Annotated in this window: 22 protein-coding genes; 14 read left to right on the top strand and 8 right to left on the bottom strand. The window is 65.6% G+C overall.

All coding sequences use genetic code 11. The features are described 5' to 3' along the window. Window positions 1-453 (bottom strand): dUTP diphosphatase, encoded by a 453-nt coding sequence (dut, locus tag F0311_RS13630; RefSeq protein WP_150462472.1) that lies wholly within the window; start codon window positions 451-453, stop codon window positions 1-3. Window positions 454-477: 24 nt separating this feature from the next. On the opposite strand from dut, the gene F0311_RS13625 reads away from it, so the two are divergent. Continuing rightward, the gene (locus tag F0311_RS13625; RefSeq protein ID WP_150462471.1) at window positions 478-969 is read left to right on the top strand and encodes a DUF3093 domain-containing protein; all 492 of its coding nucleotides are present in this window, start codon (window positions 478-480) and stop codon (window positions 967-969) included. Window positions 970-1,081: 112 nt separating this feature from the next. On the opposite strand, the gene F0311_RS13620 is transcribed toward F0311_RS13625, so the two are convergent. Beyond that, a complete protein-coding gene (locus tag F0311_RS13620; protein ID WP_150462470.1) occupies window positions 1,082-1,381 on the bottom strand; it encodes a DUF4193 domain-containing protein in 300 nt (99 codons plus the stop codon). A gap of 246 nt (window positions 1,382-1,627) precedes the next feature. On the opposite strand from F0311_RS13620, the gene sepH reads away from it, so the two are divergent. Next, complete coding sequence (sepH, locus tag F0311_RS13615; RefSeq protein ID WP_150462469.1) at window positions 1,628-2,794, top strand: septation protein SepH; 1,167 nt, start codon at window positions 1,628-1,630, stop codon at window positions 2,792-2,794. A 117-nt stretch (window positions 2,795-2,911) separates the two neighbouring features. Here the strand turns inward: sepH and F0311_RS13610 are convergent, their stop codons facing one another. After that, window positions 2,912-4,123 carry an alkaline phosphatase family protein gene (locus tag F0311_RS13610; protein ID WP_150462468.1) on the bottom strand — a complete coding sequence of 404 codons (1,212 nt, stop codon included), beginning with the start codon at window positions 4,121-4,123 and terminating at the stop codon, window positions 2,912-2,914. Then, window positions 4,120-4,734: a DUF5998 family protein gene (locus F0311_RS13605; RefSeq protein WP_150462467.1), complete on the bottom strand. Its 615-nt coding sequence runs from the start codon at window positions 4,732-4,734 to the stop codon at window positions 4,120-4,122. Before F0311_RS13605 ends, F0311_RS13610 begins: the two co-directional genes overlap by 4 nt. A gap of 92 nt (window positions 4,735-4,826) precedes the next feature. Between F0311_RS13605 and F0311_RS13600 the strand changes: the two genes are divergently transcribed. The 5 genes from F0311_RS13600 to F0311_RS13580 all read left to right on the top strand — a co-directional run bounded on the left by F0311_RS13600 (window position 4,827) and on the right by F0311_RS13580 (window position 10,377). Then, the gene (locus F0311_RS13600) at window positions 4,827-5,870 is read left to right on the top strand and encodes a 3-oxoacyl-ACP synthase III (RefSeq protein ID WP_223881360.1); all 1,044 of its coding nucleotides are present in this window, start codon (window positions 4,827-4,829) and stop codon (window positions 5,868-5,870) included. Next, on the top strand, window positions 5,864-8,578 hold the full coding sequence (locus F0311_RS13595) for an alpha/beta fold hydrolase (protein WP_150462466.1): 2,715 nt from the start codon (window positions 5,864-5,866) through the stop codon (window positions 8,576-8,578). Before F0311_RS13600 ends, F0311_RS13595 begins: the two co-directional genes overlap by 7 nt. Then, window positions 8,575-9,630, top strand: coding sequence for an NAD-dependent epimerase/dehydratase family protein (locus F0311_RS13590; RefSeq protein WP_150462465.1), 1,056 nt, complete (start codon window positions 8,575-8,577; stop codon window positions 9,628-9,630). The genes F0311_RS13595 and F0311_RS13590 overlap by 4 nt, the downstream gene beginning before the upstream one ends. Before the next feature lie 72 nt (window positions 9,631-9,702). Then, window positions 9,703-9,963, top strand: a complete 261-nt coding sequence (vapB, locus tag F0311_RS13585) for a type II toxin-antitoxin system VapB family antitoxin (RefSeq protein WP_150462464.1) — start codon at window positions 9,703-9,705, stop codon at window positions 9,961-9,963. Between the two features lie 3 nt (window positions 9,964-9,966). Beyond that, window positions 9,967-10,377: a PIN domain-containing protein gene (locus F0311_RS13580; protein ID WP_150462463.1), complete on the top strand. Its 411-nt coding sequence runs from the start codon at window positions 9,967-9,969 to the stop codon at window positions 10,375-10,377. A 118-nt stretch (window positions 10,378-10,495) separates the two neighbouring features. Here the strand turns inward: F0311_RS13580 and F0311_RS13575 are convergent, their stop codons facing one another. Further along, window positions 10,496-13,198 carry a bifunctional acetate--CoA ligase family protein/GNAT family N-acetyltransferase gene (locus F0311_RS13575; protein ID WP_150462462.1) on the bottom strand — a complete coding sequence of 901 codons (2,703 nt, stop codon included), beginning with the start codon at window positions 13,196-13,198 and terminating at the stop codon, window positions 10,496-10,498. Between the two features lie 60 nt (window positions 13,199-13,258). On the opposite strand from F0311_RS13575, the gene F0311_RS13570 reads away from it, so the two are divergent. From F0311_RS13570 to F0311_RS13560, 3 genes are all read left to right on the top strand, one after another. After that, window positions 13,259-15,799, top strand: a complete 2,541-nt coding sequence (locus tag F0311_RS13570) for a DNA gyrase/topoisomerase IV subunit A (protein ID WP_150462461.1) — start codon at window positions 13,259-13,261, stop codon at window positions 15,797-15,799. A gap of 97 nt (window positions 15,800-15,896) precedes the next feature. Then, entirely contained in the window at window positions 15,897-16,235 is a 339-nt protein-coding gene (locus F0311_RS13565; protein WP_150462460.1) for a BlaI/MecI/CopY family transcriptional regulator, read from the top strand. A 125-nt stretch (window positions 16,236-16,360) separates the two neighbouring features. Then, window positions 16,361-17,341, top strand: coding sequence for a M56 family metallopeptidase (locus F0311_RS13560; RefSeq protein ID WP_223881359.1), 981 nt, complete (start codon window positions 16,361-16,363; stop codon window positions 17,339-17,341). Between the two features lie 15 nt (window positions 17,342-17,356). On the opposite strand, the gene F0311_RS13555 is transcribed toward F0311_RS13560, so the two are convergent. Beyond that, a complete protein-coding gene (locus F0311_RS13555) occupies window positions 17,357-18,112 on the bottom strand; it encodes an SDR family oxidoreductase (RefSeq protein WP_150462459.1) in 756 nt (251 codons plus the stop codon). Between the two features lie 116 nt (window positions 18,113-18,228). Next, window positions 18,229-18,936, bottom strand: coding sequence for a 3-oxoacyl-ACP reductase FabG (fabG, locus tag F0311_RS13550; protein ID WP_150462458.1), 708 nt, complete (start codon window positions 18,934-18,936; stop codon window positions 18,229-18,231). A 59-nt stretch (window positions 18,937-18,995) separates the two neighbouring features. Here fabG and F0311_RS13545 point away from each other — a divergent pair, with 59 nt between their 5' ends. From F0311_RS13545 to F0311_RS13535, 3 genes are read left to right on the top strand one after another with little or no spacing between them, the layout of a single operon-like run. Beyond that, entirely contained in the window at window positions 18,996-19,412 is a 417-nt protein-coding gene (locus tag F0311_RS13545) for a DUF3099 domain-containing protein (RefSeq protein ID WP_150462457.1), read from the top strand. Then, window positions 19,412-19,675, top strand: coding sequence for an acetone carboxylase (locus tag F0311_RS13540; protein WP_150462456.1), 264 nt, complete (start codon window positions 19,412-19,414; stop codon window positions 19,673-19,675). Before F0311_RS13545 ends, F0311_RS13540 begins: the two co-directional genes overlap by 1 nt. Then, the gene (locus tag F0311_RS13535; protein WP_223881358.1) at window positions 19,672-20,589 is read left to right on the top strand and encodes an SURF1 family cytochrome oxidase biogenesis protein; all 918 of its coding nucleotides are present in this window, start codon (window positions 19,672-19,674) and stop codon (window positions 20,587-20,589) included. The genes F0311_RS13540 and F0311_RS13535 overlap by 4 nt, the downstream gene beginning before the upstream one ends. Window positions 20,590-20,687: 98 nt before the next feature. Here the strand turns inward: F0311_RS13535 and F0311_RS13530 are convergent, their stop codons facing one another. Further along, window positions 20,688-21,458: a helix-turn-helix transcriptional regulator gene (locus tag F0311_RS13530; protein WP_223881357.1), complete on the bottom strand. Its 771-nt coding sequence runs from the start codon at window positions 21,456-21,458 to the stop codon at window positions 20,688-20,690. Window positions 21,459-21,622: 164 nt separating this feature from the next. On the opposite strand from F0311_RS13530, the gene F0311_RS13525 reads away from it, so the two are divergent. Next, entirely contained in the window at window positions 21,623-22,645 is a 1,023-nt protein-coding gene (locus F0311_RS13525; protein ID WP_150462455.1) for an ABC transporter substrate-binding protein, read from the top strand. Window positions 22,646-22,654 lie beyond the last annotated feature (9 nt).

The raw sequence follows: 22,654 nt of genomic DNA, 5'->3' as shown, positions 1-22,654 counted from the left end.
TCAGGCGGTGGTGGTCAGTCCGCTGGAGCCGAATCCTCCTGCGCCGCGGACAGATTCAGGCAGTGCGTCCACCGGGGTGAAGACTGCCTGGGCGACCTCCTGGAACACGATCTGGGCGATCCGGTCACCGCGCTGGAAGCTGACCGGCTCGGCGGGGTCGGTGTTGATCAGCAGGACTTTCAGCTCCCCGCGGTAGCCGGCATCCACAGTGCCGGGGGCGTTGACCATGCTGATGCCGTGCTTGATGGCCAGCCCGCTGCGCGGGTGCACCAGGCCCACCCAGCCCTCGGGGATGGCGATGGCCACCCCGGTGGGGACCATCCGGCGCTCCCCCGGGGCCAGTGTGAAGTCCTCAGCGGTGAGCAGGTCCGCGCCGGCATCGTCGTGATGGGCGTAACGCGGCAGGGGCAGCTCAGTGTCCAGCTGCTGGATGGGGATCTGAATCCTGTTCACAGCATCTAAGCCTACCGTGGGAGGATGGAGACTATGAATGACTCTGTGCGCTACAGCGAGCAGCTGTGGCCGGCCTGGTGGATCTGGCTGGCCGGGGTGCTCATCGGGGCCTCCTTCTCCACGATCTTCTTCCCGATCGCCGCCTTTTACGGGTTTATTGCGATGGCGGTGGGTGTTGCGATCGTGGTGGCGGCGCTGATCACCATCACCCCACGGATCGAGATCACCGACCAGTGGCTGAAGGTGGGGCGGGCCCAGATCGAGCGGAAGCATCTGGGGCGGGTGGTGGCTCACTCCGGTCCTGCGGCCCGTGAGCAGCTGGGCCCCGGCTTTGATGCGCGCAGCTTCCAGTGCGTGCGCGGCTGGATCGATCCGGTGACCACCGCTGAGATCATCGATGAACAGGATCCAGTGCCCTACTGGCTGTTCTCCACACGGAATCCGCAGGCTGTGCTGGCGGCCCTGGGCTCAGACGAGCCACTCCGCACCACCGGCGTCTCAGTCAGCGAGCATTAGCCAGCGTGTGAGGCCGAGAGCACAGCGATTCGGCCGACTTCAGGTGTGAAGGCCAGCGTCAGCTGGCCGAGAGCCGAGCGCGACATGTGCGCGCCGGCGGGACCAACACTGCTCAGCTCTCACAGTCGGTACAGAAGAACTGGCCGTTCTGTTCACGCGCCACCTGGGAACGGTGGCGGACCAGGAAGCAGGAGGCACAGGTGAACTCATCGGCCTGGGCGGGAAGCACCCGGACCTGCAGCTCCTCGTCGGAGAGGTCGGCTCCGGGCAGCTCGAAGCCTTCGGCAGCCTCGGCCTCATCCTCGTCAACCACAGCCGACTGCCGGTTGGTGGAGCGGTTCTTCAGCTCCTCGATGGAGTCTTCGTTGACGTCGTCGTCGCTTTTCCGCGGGGCATCATAATCTGTAGCCATAGCAGGTGCTCCAATGGTGGTTCCTACGTCCTCAGCCCAGGTCGGTGCCGCCTGAGCAGACGTTTAAGTTCGCACAGATTGTGTCGTATCAGGACCGGCCTGACAAATCGGGGTCGTCACATTACGCGCCGAATCCTTCCAGGCGGGGTTGAGCCGACCGGGTACTTGCCCCATCTGCCGCGATACAGTGGCCGGATAGAAGACTGCAACTTTTAACCGACGGATAACTGACGGAGGACGCTGCTGATGCAGGATCTGCGGATCGTGGGGGTCGAGACTGAGGGCCAGACCCCGCGCCTGCTGCTCTGCGATGATGCCGGCACCGAATATGCCCTGGACATCGACCAGGCGCTGCGCACCGCTGTGGGGCGTGCTCCCTCTGCCGGGTCCACAGAGAGTCAGAAGCCCTCTCCCGCGCTCTCGCCGCGGGATATCCAAGCCCGACTGCGGGCCGGTGCCACGCTGGACCAGGTGGTGGCCGACTCTGGGCTGAGCCGGGAGCATGTGCTGCGCTATGCCGGTCCGGTGGCCGATGAGCGGGCCTTCTTCGCCGGGCGGGCCAGGGAGACCGTGGTTGCCCGAGCCTCCAGCGCTGAGACGCACCGACTGGCCTTCGGCGACGCCCCTGCCACCCTGGAGGCGATGGTCAAGGTGCAGCTGCGTGCTGCTGGGGTATCGCTGGCGACTATGAGCTGGGATGCCTGGCGCCGGGAGGATGGGCTATGGGCCGTGGTCTGCGACTTTGATCCCGGAAGCTCTGAGACCCATGCCGGTGGAATCGGGCAGAAGCCGCCCGCTGAGTGGACCTTCGACCCCTCCGCGCGCACCGTGCGTCCGGAGAACAAATGGGCCGAGTCGCTGAGCTCACTGCCGACCGCGCCTGCACGGGTCACCTCCCGCGGCCGCAGACTGGCCCCAGTGGATGAGCCCTTCGACGTGGATGGCGACGTCGCCGGCTCCCCTGCACCGCGCAGTGCAGCAGCTGCCCGGCATACACCTGGCACCGAGGGGGCCAGCCATGAGGACCTGTTGGAGATTCTGCGTGCCCGCCGCGGACAGCGCCTGGGCACTGATGAGTCCGGCGATGAGAAACTGGCCACCCTGCTGACCCGGGATGAGCAGGCCGAGACTGCTGCCACACCGAAGCGGGCAGCACCGCCTACTGAAGACACCCTGCCCGGACTGGGCGAAAAACTCGAAGAGGAGGCCCCTGAGCCCGAGGCGGAGCGTACGGAGGAGCACATCGGGCAGCTCGGCACCGATGCCTGGGGTTTCAGCTACGAGGAGCCCGGCGATGAGGCTGGTGAGAGCGAGCCTGAAGCACCTGCTGAGCCGGAGCCGAAAAAGCGCAAATCATCCCGCCGTCCGACGATGCCGCGCTGGGATGACATTCTGTTCGGGGGCAAGGATTAGCGGCATCCTTCAGGTGTGAAGCTCGGTGTCAGCCGAGCCAGAGGCGTGCGGGGCGTGTACCCGCCGCCGGGACCAGCACTGCCGCGCTGGGATGACATTCTGTTCGGGGGCAAGGATTTAGCTGAAGCTGCGGCCGGTGAGCTCAAGGAGCGGCACCTGGCGCTCAGTGTCGGTGATCGAACCGTGCAGCCCAACCATCTTCAGGAAGTGCTTACCCGTTCTGGCGATGTGGTAGATGCCGATGGGGGCATGCACGGCGATGATCACGTCCCCGATCCGATCCAGCACCCGGTCTTCCACCTCACCCCCGTGCTGTGCAGCGCCGAACCATCCATCATCCACCGCTGCACTGCGCGTGAGCACCCAGGCTGAGTCGCCGAACTCTGCCCGCCAGCGGCTGGCCAGCTTCTCTGCATCCTGCCCCGGCTCGACATGGAGGTAGATCATCCGCGGGTCCCCGGCGGTATGTGCCACACCGTCCAGCAGCTCAGCCCGCTCACTGATGTCGATCCGGTCAGGTTCGGCCACATCCACCATCCCGTGGTCGGCGGTGAGCAGTATGCTCGCCTGCTCCCCGTACCGGGCAGTCAGCTGTTGGCTGAACCGGCGGGCCGCGGCATCGAGGTCCTCCAGGTGCCCTCGCCACTGCGGGGAGTCGACTCCGAATTCATGGCCGGCGTCGTCGATCTCATCCACATAGAGGTAGACCAGCAGCGGGGCCGGCGGCCCCTGGCGGATTCCGATGGCCCGGCGATTCTGCCCGATCCAGTCTGCGGCAGCAGCGAACCGTGCCTCCAGACCGGTGGCGCCCAGGAAGTCCCCGGAGTGCTGCAGCGCAGCCCGGGTCAGCGGAGATGAGCGGAACTCGGTGCGCGAGACGGTGGCCACCTGTGCCCCGGCGTCAACCGCCTGCTGGAGGACTGTGGGATGCGGCTGCCAGGCTGCGGGATCCAGGTCCTTGGGCCAACTGCCCAATTGGTTGACCACCCGGCCCAGGTGGGGGGCGTAGAGATCGTAGCCGAGCAATCCGTGCTGACCCGGGGGCAGACCGGTGCCGAGCGAGGTCAGGGAGCAGGCGGTGGTGGCCGGGGCCCCGCAGTCAAGCACTTTCGCAGTGTTGCTGCTTCGCCAGGCTGAGGCCAGGAACCGAGCGTGACCGGTATGTGCGGCCAGGTTCTTCTCACCCAGGCCGTCAGCGAGGATGACCACGGTGATGCTGGCTTCCGGCACTCCGAGCCGGTTCTGGAAACCGCTAAGTCCCAGTCCGGCCGCCGCGGAGGTCAGCACATGGCGCAGATTCGCGCCCGCATAGTCGGGGGCCGGAATCACCGGGAAAACTTCACCACGGCACGGCGCAGGGCTCGGACAAAGCTGCGCGCCTCATCCACGGCCGTGTCACCTTCAGCGGTGGCGGCTATGCGCAGGGTGATGTCTTCTGGCACAAAGCTGCCAGTGTCACCGTGGTCGGCCATGCATTCGGGGTTCCCGCAGTCGGCCGGCATGGAGTCGAACCGGGCGCCGCCGGTCCAGTTGATGTTCAGGGTGACCTCGGCCAGTCCGCGCTGCGGGTCGAAGCGGTCCGGGTGCCGGTGCACTTCAGAGAGGATCAGCGAGCGGATCCGTGCCACTGGGACCACCTCGGTGGAGATCCTGGCCACTACCTCGGCAGGGGTGTCAGCCGGAGTGTTCTCCGGGTGGGGGGCGGCGTCGTCCTCTGCGTCGTGGTCGTCCAGGTGGGCTACCACCATCACGTCCTCGGCCAGAACCACCACGGTGATGTGCCGGTGGACCTCCTCATAGTCGAAGTGGGTGTCCACATGCACGATCTGCTGCTCCGGGGCCCGCCCGTCGAGGGCCTCGGTGACAGTGTGGTTCACCAGGGAGGGGTAGAACCCGCCGCGGTCGATGGCCGCCTTGAGCGAGACAGTGGATGTGCCCATAACCATCCATAGTAACGGTGCGGGGCCAGCAGTATTTTCGAGACGCAGAGTAACGATTAGCGGGCCCTGCTCTGATTCTGGATAATGGAGCGGTGCTGCAAACCCAGGACGGCGGAAACGCCACGTTCCATCACCGCAATGCTGCCCTGCTTTCGGTGGCTGAGGTGGAGGCTCCGGAGGTGCTGACCTCCAAGGAGCTCGACGGTCGGCTGGCGGATGCGCTGAAGCGGCTGCGGCTGCCCACCGGCCTGCTGCAGCGGGTTGCCGGGGTCAAAGCCCGGCGGAACTGGCGGGCCGACGGCGAAGTCCGCACCGCCACCGCAGAGGCTGGGCGCAAAGCACTCAATGCTGCCGGTGTTCACCCCGGTGAGATCTCGGTGATGATCAACACCTCGGTGACCCGCGAACACCTCGAACCCAGCGTAGCGGTGGGCATCCATCATGATCTGGGCCTGCCCAGCTCCGCGATGAACTTCGACATCACCAACGCCTGCCTGGGGTTCGTCAACGCGATAACCCTGGCCTCCACGCTGATCGACGCCGGCCAAGCCCGCTATGTGCTCATCGTCAACGGTGAGGACGCCCGCAAGGTGCAGGAGGCCACCGTGAAGCGGATCAATTCCCTGGACGACAACCTTTCCCGGGACGACTTCATGAGCGAGTTCGCCTCCCTGACCTTAGGCTGCGGGGCTGCCGCGGCAGTGGTGGGCCCCGCTGATGCCCACCCGGAGGGACACCGGATCATCGGCGGGGTCACCCGGGCCGCCACCCAGCACCACGGACTCTGCGTAGGCGACCACCACGGTATGTTCACCGATGCCCGCGGGCTGCTGGACGGCGGGCTGGAACTGGTGATGGATGCCTGGGACGACGCCAAGGTCCACTTCGACTGGCAGCAGATGGACTCCTATGTCACCCACCAGGTCTCGGCACTGCACACCTCCTCAATCATCAAGGCCGCCAAACTGGACAAGAAGCGCGTGCCGGTCACCTACCCCGAGCTGGGCAATGTAGGACCGGCCTCACTGCCGATCACCCTGGCACGGGAGGCTGAGCAGCTCGGCACAGGCTCCCGGGTGCTCTGCATGGGAGTGGGTTCCGGGCTCAACACCGCGATGGTGGAGATCCAATGGTGAGCTGGTGGCGCCCCGTCCCCGCAAACCGTGCCCGACTGCCTCATCACGCCCTGACCGAAACCCCGCTTCCCGGCCTGGACCCGGGGTGGTCCCAGCTGGTGACTGCGAAGTCCGCTGACGGACCGCGCACCTTCCATGTGCTGGACACCGGGCCTGTCCTGCAGGCGCGGGGAATCCAGCCCACCGGAACCATTCTGGCCGTGCACGGAAACCCCACCTGGTCCTACCTGTGGCGCGGAGTGCTCACGAATTCGCTGGATCGGGCTGAGCCCGGCAGCGCCTGGCGGGTGATCGCCCCCGATCAGCTGGATATGGGCTTCTCCGACCGGCTGGCCCACCCTGAGCCACCTTCCGCCGGCGCTCCCAGCTACCGCCGCCTGGAGCAGCGGCTCGAGGACTTAGACGCCCTGGCCGATGCGCTGGAGATCGACACCGATCGCCCGCTGGTGACTCTGGGCCACGACTGGGGTGGGATCATCTCCCTGGCCTGGGCGATGCGGCACCGCAGCAGTGTGGATGCGGTGACCACGCTCAACACTGCCGTGGACCACCCCTCCGGGGAGCCGGTGCCGCCGGCGCTGCGCGCCGCGATGGCCCCTGGGGTGCTGCCCGCCTCCACGGTGCTCACCGATGCTTTCCTGCGCACCACCCTTTCGCTGGCTGAGGGGGGCTTGAACCCTAAGGTGGCGGCAGCGTACCGAGCCCCCTATGTCTCCCGGCTGGGCCGCGGCGGCATCGGCGGTTTCGTGGCCGATATTCCGGCCCTGGCTCAGCATGCTTCGCGCTCCGTGCTGGAGGAGGCCTCCGCCGGACTGCGGGAGTGGGAGAATCCGGCCCTGTTGGTATGGGGGCCTAAGGATCCGGTGTTCCGTGATCGCTACCTGCACGATCTGCTGGACCGGCTCCCGGATGCTGACCTGCACCGGTTTGAGGGTGCGGGCCACCTGGTGGCTGAGGACCGGAACATCTCCGAGGTGCTCTTCACCTGGCTGGATGATCATTTCGGAGAGCGCGACGCCGCCCCACTTTCCTCATCCCCGCCACCAGCTGGGCAGGTCCTGGGCCTGCATGAACAGCTCACTGAGCTGGCCGCCTCCTGGCGCCGGGAGGCTTCCGCGGTGGTGGAACTGGACGCATCTGGCTCCAGGTCACTGAGCTGGCAGCAGCTGAAGGAGCAGGTCGATGTGCTGGCCTCCGGCCTGCACGAGCTCGGCATCCGCTCCGGGGACCGGGTCAGCCTGCTGGTCCAGCCCGGCAACCAGCTCACGGTGATCCTCTATGCCTGTCTGCGGCTGGGCGCGGTGGCGGTTGTCGCCGATGCCGGACTCGGGCTGAAGGGGCTGACCCGTGCGGTGCGCAGCGCCTGGCCCGACTGGGTGATCGGCGAGAAGCCGGGACTGACCGTAGCCACCGCATTGGGTTGGCCCGGTCGGCGGATCAGTGTTGATGCGCTCTCCCCGCGGACTGCCAGGCTGGCCGGGGTGGAGGCCTCCGTGGAGCGCCTGCTGCGCGGCAACAGGTCCGCTGAGCTGGACAGGGTGCCGCTGCCCGCCGGTGAGCACCCCGCAGCAGTGCTGTTCACCTCCGGATCCACCGGTCCGGCCAAGGGCGTGATCTATACCCACGCCCGGCTGGGCGCCCTGGTGGCGCTGCTACGGCGCACCTTCGCCATCCAACCCGGGGCCTCACTCATCGCCGGATTTGCTCCTTTCGCCCTGCTGGGCCCGGCCATCGGTGCCAGCTCAGTGACCCCAGACATGACGGTGACCAAACCGGCCACACTCACCGCTGCAGCGGTGGCGGCAGCCGCCCGGGAGGGTCGGGCCACCATGTTCTTCGGCTCCCCTGCGGCACTGGCCAATGTGGTGGCCACCGCAGAGCAGCTCAGCGAGGAGATGAGGCGGGATCTGACCGGAATCACACTGGTGCTCTCCGCCGGCGCGCCGGTACATCCGGTGCTGCTGGACCAGGTCCAGGAGCTGTTCCCCCACGCGGAGCTGCACACCCCCTACGGGATGACCGAGGGCTTGCTGCAGGCCGATATCACCCGGGAGCAGATCCACCAGGCCATGACTGCCGGGCAGCCTGGAGTCTGCGTGGGCAGACCAGTGGACGGGGTGGAGTTTGCCGTAGCACCGCTGGATGACCTGGGCCGGCCCGCCGAGACCCTGCAGAACCCGGAGGATACCCCTGGGGTACTGAGTGAGATTGTGGTCTCGGCCGCCCATCTCAAAGCCGGCTATGACCGGCTCTGGCACACCGATCGGCGCTCTCGCCGAGACCACCACCGCGGACTGCTCTGGCACCGCACCGGAGACATCGGGCATTTCGACACCGCCGGCCGGCTCTGGATCCAAGGCCGTCTCCAGCATGTGATCACCACCCCGGAGGGCCCGGTGGGCCCCGGAGCCGTGGAGACCCCCGTAGACACCCTGCCTGAAGTGAGCCGTTCGGCCGCCGTGGGCGTGGGTCCGGCAGGAACCCAGGCCGTCGTCGTCGTCCTGGAACCTGCTGACGGTGAGCAGCTCAGTGTTGGCTCCTCTCCCCTGGCACGGCCGGAGGTCAGCCGTCGGGTACGTGAGGCCTCCGCTGCGGTGCCGGTAGCCGGAGTGCTGGTGGTGGAGGCGCTGCCCACCGATATCCGGCATAACTCCAAGATTGACCGCAGCAGACTGGCCGTCTGGGCCGCAGAGGTGACGGCACCGTGAGCCCTCAGCGCAGAAGAGCACAGTACCAGGATCAGATCACCCCAGGGGCTAGGGTCTTGGTGACCGGTGCCTCAGGTCTGCTCGGCCGCAGCGTGGCCGCCAGGCTGGCTGAGCTGGGCTACCAGGTGACTACTCTGCAGCGCAGCCCCTCCGGACTGAGCACAGTGCGCGATGTGCGCGGCTCCCTGACCGAGGCTGAGCCAGTCGAGACTGCAGTGGCCGGCCAGGATGCGGTGGTCCACATGGCGGCCAAGGTTTCGGTCTCCGGCCGGCGCGAGGAGTTCGAACAGGTCAATATCGGCGGCACGGAACGTCTGCTGGATGCCGCCTGGGGCGCCGGAGTGAACCACGTACTGCACGTCTCCTCCCCCTCCGTGGCGCACAGCGGGTCCTCCCTGGTGGGTGCTGGGGCCGGCCCGGCTGACCCGGTTCACGCGGAGGGCTACTATGCCCAGACCAAGGCTGAGGCTGAGCTGATCGCCGAAGCCCGGGCCGAAGTGGGTATGAAGGTGCTCATCATGCGCCCGCACCTGGTGTGGGGTCCGGGCGACGGGCAGCTGACCACACGTATCATCGACCGGGCCAAATCCGGCAGGTTGCCGCTGCTGGGCACCGGGGCTCCCCTGGTGGACACGCTCTACATCGACAATGCGGTGGAGGCCTTCGCCGCCGGGCTGCGGCACCTGCCCAGAATTGCTGAACTGCCTGCTGAGCAGCGGCGCCTGGTGGTCACCAATGGGGAGCCGCGGCCGATCGGAGAGCTGCTGATGGGCATTGCTGCGGCCGGCGGGGCCAAACCGCCCAAGCTGCGGGTGCCCCCGCGGCTGGCCAAGGGCGCCGGTGCTGTGGTGGAGAAGCTCTGGGCAGTCACCGGCCCGCATGAGGATGAGCCTCCGATGACCCGGTTCTTGGCCGAGCAGCTCTCCACCGCCCACTGGTTCGACCAGCGGCACACTCGTGATGTGCTGGGCTGGACCCCGCAGGTCAGCATCGACGAAGGGCTGCTGAAGCTGGCCCGCCACATCCGCCGCACCGGCCGGGTGCTGAGCTGAGGCCCAACGGCTGATGCCTCGACGCCTCATAAGTATGTAGATACACTAGGTATCTACATAGGAGGAAAAGCTATGACTCTGCCGATTTCTCACAAGCAGGTGAAGACTAAGCTCTTCTACACTAATAGAACCCAAGCTGTGCGACTGCCCAAAGAGATCGCCTACGAAGAGGATGACCGGGACATTCTCGCATACAGGCGGGGGGATCAGATTGTCCTTGCACCTATGGCTAAAGACTGGGATGAGTGGTTCAGCGATCCACGTTTCGGGGCGAGCGAGGATTTTATGGCCGACCCCAGGCAGCCGGAGTTCAACGAGCGCGAATGGAACTGACGCATGGCGGCAGCCAGATTTCTTCTCGATACCAGCATTCTGATCGAGATCGCAAGGAAGAGGCGGCCGGAGCTCCGCGTTCCGCTCCAGCGCCACAGCTCAGCGGTGGCGACATCCTCCCTCAGTGCATATGAGCTGTACTTCGCAGCGCTCAACAGCAGAAACCCGGAGCGCGACGAGGCTGTGGCACATCACGTGCTTGAGTGGATACGCCCCCTGCCGTTCGACGATGCCGCCGCTGATGCCGCAGCAGAGCTCAAATATCGACTGAGGGCCGCCGGGACTCCCATAGGTGACCTGGACACACTGATCGCGGGACACGCTCTGTCCCTGGAGCTGGCAGTCATCACCGATAACGTCAAACACTTCTCCCGGGTCCCTGGCCTCCACGTGGAGAACTGGCTGGACGGGTGATCAGGGGCAGCGATGTCCACGACCTCCCTCGCACGGCATAGAATGCTGGACTCTGTTCCAGGTCAGAAACGACCAGGTTGATCTGCAGCATTCCCATAGATCAAGGATGCCCGGAGGCTCAGTACTGAGAGATGGCTCTACGTGCGGAATCGGTGCGCTGCTCAGGGTTGGCGATGTCCACACCGGCGTGCAGGATATTCACTCCCTCGGGCGAGGCCAGCAGCGGAGAGAGCTGCAGATTGGCCACTTGCGGGTGGTTGTCCTTGAGCATCGCTACCCGCTGGACCGTCTCCCCCAGGGCGTCGAAATCAACCGCCGGTATTCCCTGATACCCGAAGAGCTTTCGCGAAGCCTTCGGGGTGCTCAGCAGCCGGGAGAGGTCCTGATCAGTCAGCGGCGGCACCGCATGGGCCCAGTCGTTCAGCAGGTCCACTGCATCCCCGGAGATGCCGAAGGAGAGCACCGGCCCCATCATGGGGTCCTCAATGGCGCGGACGATGCAGGCCTGCCCGGTGGGTGCCATGGCCTGCACCTCAAGCCCCGGGCTGCCGTACTTGGCCAGCTGGCGTCGCATATCGGCCACCACTCGGCGCAGCATGTCCTCGGAGTCGATGTTCAGCTGCACCCCGCCCAGGTCCAACCGGTGCCGCAGATAGACATTGGTGGACTTCACGGCTACCGGATAGCCCAGCTGCTCAGCGGCTGCCGCGGCGTCGTCGGGAGCGTCGAAGGGCACAGCTGGAAGCAGAGCGATCCCATAGCTGTTCAGCAGCTGGCGGGTCTCCTCCTGGTTCAGCCGACGCAGAGCAGCACCGTCCACGTTCTCCAGCCAGCCATCGAGCAGCTGGTCGGTCTCCCGGGCGGTACGAGTGCCCTCCAGTCCCTCGGGGATATAAGTCTCACCCACCCCCCGGGCGCGCCAAGACTGGTAACGGGTGATCTTGGCCAGGGCGGAGATGGAGCGGGCCGGTGAGGAGAAGATCGGCACGCCCTGCTGCAGGGCGGAGGTCTCGATCACCGGGCCGGCATTGCCGATGTAGTTTAACGGCACATTGGCGTCCAGGGTGCCGATCAGGGACATCACCATTGGTTTGGTGTACTGCCGGGCGGTCATCGAGATGGCTCTGGAGTGGTCGAAGTGGTCCCCGGTGATAGTGGGCTGCAGACACACGGCCACGGCGTCGACCTCGTCATCCTCAAACAGCGCAGCAAGGGAAGCGGTGAGGTTCTGCTCCGCTTGGCGTTGGGTGCCGTCCAAGTCGACATCGCCGATGATGGTGGTGGGTTTGAGCCCCTGGGACTCACCGGCATCAGCCAGCAGTCGGGACATTGAGGCGGAGTTGGTCAGCACGCCCAGCCGGTTGCCTGCTGGCATCGGCTGGGTGCCCAGCACCTGCAGCACATCCATCAGCGAATCGTGGTTGCCCACCTGGATGACTCCGGAGTTCTTCAGCATGGCGTCCACTGCGCCCTTGGGCGCCCTGGAGAGCCGCACCTCATGGCCGGGGGGCAGCCGGTGTCCCATCAGATCACTGGTGGCCACCACCACCGGCTTGGACAGCGAGAGCCTGCGCGCGATCCGGGAGAACTTGCGCGGATTGCCGAAGGACTCCAGATAGACGCCCACCGCCCGGGTGGCGTGGTCGTCCTCGAAGTACTGCATGGCGTCATTGCCGGAGAGGTCTGCGCGGTTGCCTGCGGAGATTACTGCGGAGAGCCCCAGTTCGCGGCGGTGGGCCTGGGCATACAGGGATACCCCCATGGAGGCGGACTGGCTGAAGAGTCCCACCCCGCCAGCCACCGGCATAGTGGGTGAGAGGGAGGCATTGAGGCTGATGTCCGGGTCAGTGTTGATCAGACCTGCCGAGGCCGGGCCGATGATCCGCATGCCCCAGCGGCGAGCCAACCGCACCAGGTCACGCTGCTGCTCGGTGCTGGTGGAGGTGACTACCAGGATGCTCTTGACTCCGTGCCGGCCGCAGTCGGCGATCACCTCGGGTAGGTGGTGGGCCGGAACTGCCACCACGGCCAGGTCGATCTGCTGCTTGATATGAGCCAGGGACGAGTAGGCCGGGGCGCCTCCGACCTCGAAGGCCTCCGGGTTCACTGAGTGCACACCGCCGGTGAACCGGCCCTCGATAAGGTTCTGCAGCAGATGATATCCCACCGAGCCGTACTCCCTGGAGGCCCCGATCACCGCCACCTGGGCCGGTGCCAGCAGTTCGCCGACGCTGCGCGCCTCAGCACGGTGCTCACGGGACTCCATCACCGCCCGGGAACGTTCGGTGGGATCGATGGAGAACTCCAGCAGCACCACACCGTCCTCATATTTGCGCTGGACCTCATAGCCGGCTTCGGAGAAGACAGTGAGCATCTTGCGGTTCTCCGGCAGCACCTCGGCAGAGAACCGTTCGATGCCGCATTCCCGCCCTGCAGCAGCCAGATGCTCCAGCAGGATGGAGCCCAGTCCGCGGCCTTGGTGCTTATCAGAGATGTTGAAGGAGACCTCTGCCTCCCCGGTGTCATCAATCCGGTCATAGCCGCCGACGCCGATGATCTCATCGTCCAGCAGCACCACTAGGGAGACTCGGTTGCGGTGATCCACGGAAGTGAAGCGCTCCAGCTCCTTCTCGGAGAGCTTGGACTTATAGGTGAAGTAGCGCAGGTAGATGGAGGACTCGGACTGGGCAGCATGCATCCGCTGCAGACGCTCAGCATCTTCGGGCCCCACCGGCCGCAGCTGGGCCGCAGCTCCGTCGCGCAGCACAACATCTGCCTCCCAGTGGGCCGGATATCCGCTGACTTTCGGCTCTTCACCCATAGGATCAAGACTAACCAGATATTTGCCCGCATACGACACTAAGGACTGTCAGCACCGCTTATGGCTCGTCGTCCCGCTGCCGCGGCCCCTGAGACCCCGGCCGAGAACATCACCGATATCGACGTCTCCTCCGAGATGGAGACATCCTTCCTTGAGTACGCCTATTCGGTGATCTATTCGCGGGCGCTGCCCGATGCTCGAGATGGGCTGAAACCGGTGCAGCGCCGGATCCTCTACATGATGGCCCAGATGGGACTGCGCCCGGATAAGGGCCATGTGAAGTCCGCCCGGGTGGTGGGCGAGGTGATGGGTAAGCTGCACCCGCACGGGGATGCCGCCATCTATGATGCCCTGGTCCGGATGGCTCAGTCCTGGGCGCTGCGGCTTCCTCTGGTGGACGGCCACGGCAACTTCGGCTCCCTGGACGACGGACCGGCCGCCCCGCGCTACACCGAAGCACGGATGGCCCCAGCCGCCCTGGCACTGACCGCGGATCTTGATGAGGACGTGGTCGACTTTGAGCCGAACTACGACAATCAGTTCATGCAGCCCTCGGTGCTGCCGGCAGCCTTCCCCAACCTGCTGGTCAACGGCGCCTCCGGGATCGCGGTGGGCATGGCCACCAATATGGCCCCGCACAACCTAGGTGAGGTGATCTCCGGCGCCCAGCACCTGATCCTCAACCCGAAGGCCAGCCTGGAGGACATCCTGGCCCATATCCCCGGCCCGGACTTCCCCTCGGGAGGCCGGATTGTGGGGCTGGATGGGGTGCATCAGGCCTACCGGAGCGGCCGCGGCAGCTTCAAGATCCGGGCCAAGGCCAGCATTGAGCAGGTTTCGGCCCGCCGCAACGGGATCATCGTCACCGAACTGCCCTACATGGTGGGCCCAGAAACCGTCATCGCCAAGACCAAGGAGGCTGCTCAGGCCAAGAAGCTGGCCGGCATCTCCGACATCCTGGATCTCACCGATCGCAGGCACGGCACCCGCATGGTGGTGGAGCTCAAGGCTGGGTTCGACCCGCATGCGGTCCTTGCCCAGCTGTATAAGCACACCCCTCTGGAGACCAGTTTCGGCATCAATAATGTGGCCCTGGTCAACGGTCAGCCGCGCACCCTGGGACTGCTCGAGCTGCTGCAGGTCTATGTGGACCACCGGATTGATGTGGTCCGCCGCCGCACCAGCTACCGGCTGGGCAAGCGGAAGGACCGGCTGCACCTGGTCGAAGGCCTGCTCATCGCGATCCTTGATATCGATGAGGTCATCCAGATCATCCGGGCTGCTGAGGATACTGCCACCGCACGGGAACGACTGATGACCATCTTCGATCTCACCCAGCCTCAGGCCGAGCACATTCTGGAGCTGCGGCTGCGCCAGCTGACCCGATACTCCACCCTTGAGCTGGAACAGGAGAAGCAGAAGCTTGAGGAGGAGATTGCCCAGCTGCAGGCCATCCTGGACTCCGAGACTCTGCTGCGCCAGACGGTGGCCGGTGAGCTTGCGGAGGTGGCCCAGAAACACGGTGATGAGCGCCGCTCCGAGCTGGTGGACGCTGAGCCCGATGCCACTCCCGCAGTAGCCGCTGCCCGGACACCTGGGAAGAACAACGACGACGTCGCAGGCGGTTTGGAGATCCCAGACTCACCTTGCTGGGTACTGCTGTCTGATTCCGGGATGCTGGCCCGCACCTCAGACCGTTCGGCCCTGCTGCACCCACCGCGCAGGCGCCGTCATGATGCCCTGCGCTCCCTGCTGGCCACCACTGCCCGGGCTGAGATCGGCGCAGTGACCTCCACAGGGCGGATGCTGCGGGTGCCGGTGATCGAAATGCCGGTGGTGGAGATCGCCGGCGGCACGGTCAATCTCAACCAGGGGGCCAAGACCAAAGACTTCTTCACCGGCTCCCTGCAGCTGGAGAAGAAGGAGGAGCTGGTTGGTTTCTTCCCGCTGGATACCGTGCTTGCCCTGGCTACCGCCGCCGGTCGGGTGAAACGGGTACGCCCGGAATATCCGGCCAAGGGCGAGCACTGGGAGGTCATCAGCCTCAAGGACAAGGACCAGGTGGTCGGGGCTGCTGTGGCCGCTGAGGAATCCGACCGTCTGGTGTTCATCTCCCGGGCCGCCCAGTTGCTGACTTTCGAGGCGTCCAAGGTGCGTCCACAGGGCCGCACCGGGGGCGGGGTGGCAGGTATGAAGCTCAGTGCCGGAGATGCCGTGATCGGCTTCTCGGCGATCCCTGCGGCATCAGCTGATTCACCCGCTGCCGCTGTGGTGGTGTCCTGCGCTGCTGGCTCAGAGACCCTGGAGGGTCTCGGCGGAGAGAGCATCAAGGTCTCTGACCTTGCTGAGTTCCCCATTAAAGGCCGTGACACCGGCGGGGTGCGGGCCCACCGGTTCCTGCGCGGGGAGGATCACCTCACCCTGGGTGCGGCCGTGCTGGCGCCTCCGCTGGCTGCTGATCGGCGCGGGGCGCCGCGCACGGTGCCTGCCGAGCTGGCTCGCCGCGACGGCTCGGGGGTGCCGGTGGACCAGCCTATTGATGCAGTGGCGTCCAGCCCTGAGGCGCTGTTTCAGAATGCTGCCGCCCTGGTCAGCGGCTGAGCCATAGCTGGCGCAACACTTCTACCGAATGTAGAAAACCGGCGCTGATCGGAGTATCGTGTAGGCAGAAAGTAGTTTTCCTCGAAGGAGCACATCCATGGCCTCACTCGGTGAGTTGGAACGTTCAGTGATGACCCTGCTGTGGGAGTCGGGTCAGCAGTTGAGCGCCAATGAAGTCTGCGGTCAGTTGGATGAGGAGCTTGCCGTGACCACAGTGCTCACTGTGCTGGCCCGACTGGAGAAGAAGGGAATGGTCGAGCGGGAGCGCAGCACCCGTCCGCATCGCTACGCGGCTACCGCCACCCGTGAGGAGCACACCGTGGAGATGCTCAATGAGGTGTTGGGCACAGCACCGGACCGCGAGGCCGTACTAGCCCGGTTCATCGGCGGGGTCTCCGAAGAGGAAGCTGCCGCCCTGCGCCGCATCCTGAGTTAGTCCGCCTGTCACAGATCTGCCGTGATCCTATGGTCGAGGGTTATAGCTCAGTGTTAACAGCTTGCGACGCAGAGGCTGAGCAGGCGGGGCAACGGCTGGGACACCAGGGTCATTAGACTGGTTCGGTGACTGTTCTTGCCCTGCTGCTCGCCGCGCTTGCGGTACTGCTGGCAGTTCCAGTGCCCAAACTCTTGCACAATGCGCATTTCCGCACCCGCTCACCCTGGGCGGCGATGCTGCTCTGGCAGGCGATCGCCCTGGCCGGGGGGCTCTCCATGGTGGGCGCGCCCATTGTCCTTGGGCTCTCCCCCTTCGGCGATAACCTGCCTGCCGCAGTGAGCACCGCGATCCGGCTGACGCTCCAGGAAGACTACGTCGCATTAGCCGAACTGGAGGTCCACCCCTGGCATATCTTCGCGCTCTGCCTGGGCTTGCTGCTGGGTGGCCATCTGCTGCTGACTCTGGCCCGCACCTACGTTCGGGTGCTCAGCGCCCGCCGTCGGCACCGGCAGTTGGTGGACCTGCTCTCCACTCCCCTGCAGAACGGGAACGAGGACACCGACACCCATGTCATCGAACACGACGCTCCCCTGGCCTACTGTCTTCCCGGCCGCACCAATGCCAGTTCGGTCACTGTGCTTTCACGAGGGCTGTTGGAAACACTCAGCGAGGCTGAGCTGGCCGCCGTGGTGGCCCATGAGCAGACGCATCTGAAGCAGCGCCACCACCTGCTCACCATGGCCTTCGAGGCGTGGTACCGGGCGCTGCCCTGGCTGCCCACCACCCGCTATGGCCGCGAGGCGGTATTGGAGCTCACCGAGATGCTCGCCGACGAAGGAGCCCTGGCTCAGCACGCCCCCAAGGATCTGCTGCGCGCCATCGCTCTGTCCGGCGAATCCTCCGGCCCTTTAGGTGCGAAGGCCGCGGTCACTCAGCCGAGAGGCGAGTGGGGCGTGCACCCGCCGGCGGAACCAACGCTGCTCTCCGGTGCACGGCTGCGGCGGTTGCTGGTTCCTCAGCAGCCACTGGGCAGATCCGCTGTAGCCGGCGTCGTCGTCCTGTCTGTCGGTCTACTGGCCGTTCCGACAGGACTGCTGCTGGGCTAGCAGCGCGGCGAGCCACTAGCTCAGGAAATCTTCGGCACCGCCGACGAGCTCGGTGTGTGCCTGTTCGAGGTCGGCGCCCACAAGCTTGGCAATCTCCGCGGCGAATTCCTCGACCGTGTAGAGCTTGCCGGCTGCCTCGCGGCGGGCCTCGAGCGCTCCGGGTTGTGCCCGGTTGAGCAGGGTGGCGGTGATGGTGCCCTCGATCATGTCCCCGGAGACGATCGTCAGCAGGATCCCCCTCTCATCCAGGACGGGCACCAGTGCACGCAGTGCGTCCTCCCCGGCGCGCTTGGAGCGGGCCACCGGCTGGTAGGCGTCCATAGTGGCCACCTGATTGATGAAGTGAGCCTGATGGCTGGTGACGAACACGATCTGGGAGCCGGCCGGCATCACCTGGATGGCGGTCTTGACCATAGTGACCTGGGCGTCGCGGTTGAGCTTGAGCGCGTAGTCCTCGCCACGGTCTGCCTCCATGCCGCCAGAGGCGTTGAGGATCAGCAGATCCAGGGAGCCGAAGTTTTCCACTGCGGTGTCGACCAACGCCTGTGCACCGGCTGCTTCAGTCAGGTCGGCCTGCACTGCTACGGCCTTCCCGCCGGCGGCCTCGATCCCCTTAACCACCTTATTGGCCCGGGGGGCTTTGGCCCGGTAATTGACCACTACGCCGGCACCGCGCTCTCCGATCAGCTGAGCGGTGGCCGCGCCGATCCCCCGGGATGAGCCGGTGATGATCGCGCCCTTGCCGGTCAGATCCTTCTCTGAATTCGTCATAACTTCCTCAGTTCTTCCTTGAGTGCATGATCTGTGCAGCATTTCGGCTCCCGAGGGCCGGAAACTAGTGCACAAATCATGCACTCGGCGATGTGGTGGGTGGGTGGGTGGGTGTGTCAGTGGCCCATGCCCAGGCCGCCGTCGACCGGGATGACTGCGCCGGAGATATAGGCGGCGTCGTCCCCGGAGAGCCAGCGCACCACACGGGCCACCTCCTCTGCCTCGGCGAAACGCCCGGCGGGAATGTTCTCCAGGTACTTCTTCTGGGTGTCCTCGTCCAGCTGATCAGTCATATCCGAACGCACAAACCCGGGCGCCACCACATTGGCGGTGATTCCGCGACCGCCCAGCTCCCGGGTCAGCGAGCGGGCCATGCCGACCAGTGCGGACTTCGAGGAGCTGTAGTTGATCTGGCCCGGGGAGCCGTAGAGGCCCACCACTGAGCCGATCAGCACCACCCGGCCCCGGCGCAGTCGCAGCATGCCCTTCGACGCCCGCTTGAGCACCCGGAAGGCGCCGGTCAGGTTGGTGTCGATCACATCGGAGAAGTCCTCCTCGCTCATCCGCAGCAGCAGGGTGTCGCGAGTGATTCCGGCATTGGCCACCAGCACCTCCACCGGGCCGTGGGCTTGCTCCACCTGTTTGAAAGCCTCATCAATGCTGGCCGAATCGGTGACATCAGCGGCCACTCCGAGGGCGCCCTCAGGAGCCTCCCCGTTGCGTGTGGTGACAGCTACTTTGTCTCCGTTGGCAAGGAATGATTCGGCAATCGCACGGCCGATGCCGCGGTTTCCGCCGGTGATAAGTACTGATCGTTCGCTCATAGATCACACCCTATCGTTTCGTCTTCTACTGAACGTAGAACCGCGCGTAGACTGGGGGAATGACCTCTGAGGTCCACACCATCACCGATGCGCCGCTGCGGCACAGTGCTGAGCAGCGAAGCCGGATGGTCCGCTACACCGTGGCGATGTCTATCCGCACCGTCTGCTTCATCGCCGCAGTGGTGGTCGGAGCGGTCTGGCAGAGCTGGTGGGCCTTAGCCTTTGTGGTGGGCGCTGTGGTGCTGCCCTATATCGCGGTGGTCAATGCCAATGCCGGCGGCGACCGCTACCAGGCCCAGCTTCAGTCTGCTGAGCTCACTGCACAGCGGACCCTGGGAACAGATCACCAGGAGCCGGAGACTGAGCCCTCCCAATGGTGGGAGAACAACGACGACGACGCCCCGGCAGACAGCGGCGCACAGAGCCTCATATCCGGAGAGCTGGCAGAGGACGAGCCGAAGAAGGAGCACCGCTGATGGATCTTCTGGGCGCCCTTCAGAGCCAGGCATCCGGCAAGCACGGTCCGGACACCCCCACCTGCTCTCGGAAGGGCTGTGCTGCCGATGCCCAGTGGCAGATCCTCTGGAACAACCCCAAGATTCATGATGCGCAGCGGCGCAAGATCTGGCTGGCCTGCGATGAGCACCGCAACTGGTTGGAGGACTTTCTCAGAGCACGACTGTTCTGGCGCAGCACGGAGCCCATGGGCCCAACACCGGCGGAGGGTGGTGCACCGTGAAACGCTATTCCTTCCTGCTCACTCCCACTTGGCTGGGCTGGCTAGCCGTCTGTATGGTGTTCTGCTTCGCCTGCTACCTGTTGGGCCAGTGGCAGCTGGACCGCCGGGAGTCTGCTCTGGAGGAGATCAACCGGATAGTGGCCAACTATGACCAGGATCCGGTGCCCTACGCCGAGGCCCAGGAGCTGTTCGCCGAGGGCAGCCCGGAGGACGAGTGGACTGTGGTGCAGATGCATGGCGAGTACCTCTGGGAGGACTCCCTGCTGGCGCGCAACCGCGGGCACGGCGGTCAGGTGGGGTATGAGCAGCTGGTACCCTTCCGGGAATCAGGTACCGGGGACGTCGTCGTGATCTCCCGGGGCTGGCTGCCCACCTCCAGCACAGATGGCTCAGTGCCTGCCGATAACCCTGTGCCGCCCTCCGGTGAGGTTCAGGCAGTGGTGCGGCTGAAGCCTGCCGAGCCGGAAATCGACCGTGGGGCGCCGGCGGGCCAGCTGGCCTCGATCAACATGGGTGAGTATGAGAACCAGGTGGGCTATTCCTTGGTGGACGGCGCCTACGGTCTGATGGCCCAAGAACACCCGGCACCGCAGGAGGCTCCGCGCCAGCTGGCCAGACCTGCCCTGGATGAGGGCCCACATCTGAGCTATTCGATGCAGTGGGTGGCCTTCGGGCTGCTCAGCTTTGTGGGGTGGTGGTACGCGGCCCGGCTGCACCGCCGCAACCTGGACCTGGAGGAGCTCGACGCCGCCGAGGGCTCGTACGATGACCCGCTCGGCGCGACCGATCCCCGTGTGGAGCGGCAGGAACGGACCCGCCTGGCCAAGCAGCTGCGCCGCCGAGAGTCCGGCAAATATTCCGATGAGGACGCCGAGGACGCCTGGGTCGAGGAACACCTGGTCAGCAGCCGCTGAGGGGCGGCCGCATCCGTATCGGCTGAGCCGGGCCAACGAAGGGTTTCTCCCCATCGTGGAGAGCATCGGCCTCAATCAAAACGCCCAGTGACGGTTCATCACCCCTTGTGGTGACCGAAGGCGTAGTGGGTGGGAGTGATGCCGAAGTGCTGCTTGAAGGCTCGGCGGAAGGCATTGACGTGGGTGTAGCCGACTCGGTGAGCCACGGCGTGGACCGTGGTGTCTGTGCGCAGCAGCACCGCCGCGGCCTGCATGCGGTTGCGCAGCCTCCACTGCCGCAGGGTCATCCCCGTCTCAGCCCGGAACTCGCGCTCCACCGTTCGCAGGGAGGTGTGCACCGAAGCCGCCAGCTGCTCCGCGGTGCGGATGTCCCCGGGATTGAAGAGCAGGGTCTCGGCCACGGCCCGGGCCGGCGCACTCTCCGGCAGCTGCATGGCTGTCGCCGCGACGGGGCTCCGCTCCAGCAGGGACAGCACCTGACGGTCGAGGTTTGCCTCCAGGGCGATGGCTGTCATCCCCGCCACTCCGTGGGCCAGCAGCACGGTGTGCAGCTGGCGCCCCACCCGGATGATGGTCGGCTCGTTCAGCGTGGTGGCGATGCGACCCACGGAGAACACCAGCGGAACCACCACCGAGTTCGCCTGTACGGTAAACCGGTGCCGCACCCCTGCCGGGACCCACGCTGCATGGCCTTCGCTCAGAGTCATCGGTTTCTCGTCGATCACCAGCTCGGCATTCCCGCGCACCTGCCACAGCAACACGTGGTGGTCTTGCTCGCAGCGCTCCGACAGGGTCGCCGGAGGGATCCACGTTCGATGCGGAGGCTGAGCGCCCTGCGCTTCCACCGACGGCGCCATGCTGAGGGTCACTGGCTCTCATCCTCTCCGGGCGGTCGGCCCGCATCTGAGGTCTGGTGTCGGAAACTGTTCACCTACTGCCGAAATCGGTGAACCGAATAAGGATAGGTTCGCATAACCTATTCAGGCAAGCGGCATCTTTGTGTCCGCTGAAGCCACCACTTGATGAGAAAGGCATGTCTATGACCGTGCTCTCACGCCCCTGGGCGAGGACCGCCGCCGTCCTGCTCGCCGGTGCACTGTTGCTCACCGCCTGCCAGGCAGACCAAGAGAACGGGCAGGAGACCGACGACGTCGGGGACAACGCCGAAGCCTCCGAGACCGGCGGCGACTACCCCGTCACGGTGGACACCGTCTACGGGGAGATCACCCTGGAGGAGAAGCCGGAGCGCATCGTCTCGGTGACCGGCCCCTATGCGGAGATGCTGGTCGCGCTCGGTGAGCAGCCCGTGGCCTTCGCCGGCTCGCCTCGGGCCGGGGACGACTACCTGGCCGGTCACCCGTGGATGGAGGACACCGATGTCGACGTCTCGGTACATGACACCGACCTGATCGCCGAGGGTTACACCCCATCGATGGAGACCGTAGCCTCCTACGAGCCGGACCTGATCATCGGTCAGGGAGCGGACTGGGGAATCGACGAGGAGATGTTCGAACAGCTCTCTGAGATCGCCCCGGTCTACACCACGCCTTACGAGTACGACCAGTGGGACAAGACCCTCTCCGACCTTGCGAAGCTGACCGGCACCGCTGAGGCCGGTATGGAGGCAATCGCCGAGGTGGAGGCCTCCTTTGATGAGGCCCGCGAACGAATCGAGCACCTTCAGGGGGCCAGCTACATCTACGGTGACCTGGTGGAGCAGGACATCCGCCTGACTGGTCACTTCTATCTGCTGGAGCAGCTGGGGCTGGCCACCGACGAGGACCTCGCCGCTCTGGAGAGCATTTCCCTGGAGGCTCTGGACCAGATCACCACTGACATCTTCTACGTGATGACTTGGCGCTCCGAGGACGCTGTGGAGACTCTCGAGTCCGATCCGCGGTGGGGTGAGCTGCCCGCAGTGCAGAACGACGCCGTCATCTATGCCGACGCCGCCCTGACCAATGCCACCGAGCTCGGCCCGATCGCCATCCCGTGGGCTCTGGACCAGATCACCGCCGAGCTCGAAGACGCCACCGTGGACCAGGCAGAGCAGTAGTGTCGGAAC

Origin of the sequence: Nesterenkonia ebinurensis (assembly GCF_008711175.1) — a bacterium.
GTDB classification, from domain to species: domain Bacteria; phylum Actinomycetota; class Actinomycetes; order Actinomycetales; family Micrococcaceae; genus Nesterenkonia; species Nesterenkonia ebinurensis.
This window is presented reverse-complemented; position numbering and strand designations above follow the sequence as displayed.

Excerpts from the sequence above, each read along its gene's own strand:
- F0311_RS13625 (WP_150462471.1), top strand. The coding sequence starts at position 478 with ATGGAGACTATGAATGACTCTGTGCGCTACAGCGAGCAGCTGTGGCCG.
- F0311_RS13620 (WP_150462470.1), bottom strand. The coding sequence starts at position 1,381 with ATGGCTACAGATTATGATGCCCCGCGGAAAAGCGACGACGACGTCAAC.
- sepH (WP_150462469.1), top strand. The coding sequence starts at position 1,628 with ATGCAGGATCTGCGGATCGTGGGGGTCGAGACTGAGGGCCAGACCCCG.
- F0311_RS13605 (WP_150462467.1), bottom strand. The coding sequence starts at position 4,734 with ATGGGCACATCCACTGTCTCGCTCAAGGCGGCCATCGACCGCGGCGGG.
- F0311_RS13595 (WP_150462466.1), top strand. The coding sequence starts at position 5,864 with ATGGTGAGCTGGTGGCGCCCCGTCCCCGCAAACCGTGCCCGACTGCCT.
- vapB (WP_150462464.1), top strand. The coding sequence starts at position 9,703 with ATGACTCTGCCGATTTCTCACAAGCAGGTGAAGACTAAGCTCTTCTAC.
- F0311_RS13580 (WP_150462463.1), top strand. The coding sequence starts at position 9,967 with ATGGCGGCAGCCAGATTTCTTCTCGATACCAGCATTCTGATCGAGATC.
- F0311_RS13575 (WP_150462462.1), bottom strand. The coding sequence starts at position 13,198 with ATGGGTGAAGAGCCGAAAGTCAGCGGATATCCGGCCCACTGGGAGGCA.
- F0311_RS13570 (WP_150462461.1), top strand. The coding sequence starts at position 13,259 with ATGGCTCGTCGTCCCGCTGCCGCGGCCCCTGAGACCCCGGCCGAGAAC.
- F0311_RS13565 (WP_150462460.1), top strand. The coding sequence starts at position 15,897 with ATGGCCTCACTCGGTGAGTTGGAACGTTCAGTGATGACCCTGCTGTGG.
- F0311_RS13555 (WP_150462459.1), bottom strand. The coding sequence starts at position 18,112 with ATGACGAATTCAGAGAAGGATCTGACCGGCAAGGGCGCGATCATCACC.
- fabG (WP_150462458.1), bottom strand. The coding sequence starts at position 18,936 with ATGAGCGAACGATCAGTACTTATCACCGGCGGAAACCGCGGCATCGGC.
- F0311_RS13545 (WP_150462457.1), top strand. The coding sequence starts at position 18,996 with ATGACCTCTGAGGTCCACACCATCACCGATGCGCCGCTGCGGCACAGT.
- F0311_RS13540 (WP_150462456.1), top strand. The coding sequence starts at position 19,412 with ATGGATCTTCTGGGCGCCCTTCAGAGCCAGGCATCCGGCAAGCACGGT.
- F0311_RS13525 (WP_150462455.1), top strand. The coding sequence starts at position 21,623 with ATGTCTATGACCGTGCTCTCACGCCCCTGGGCGAGGACCGCCGCCGTC.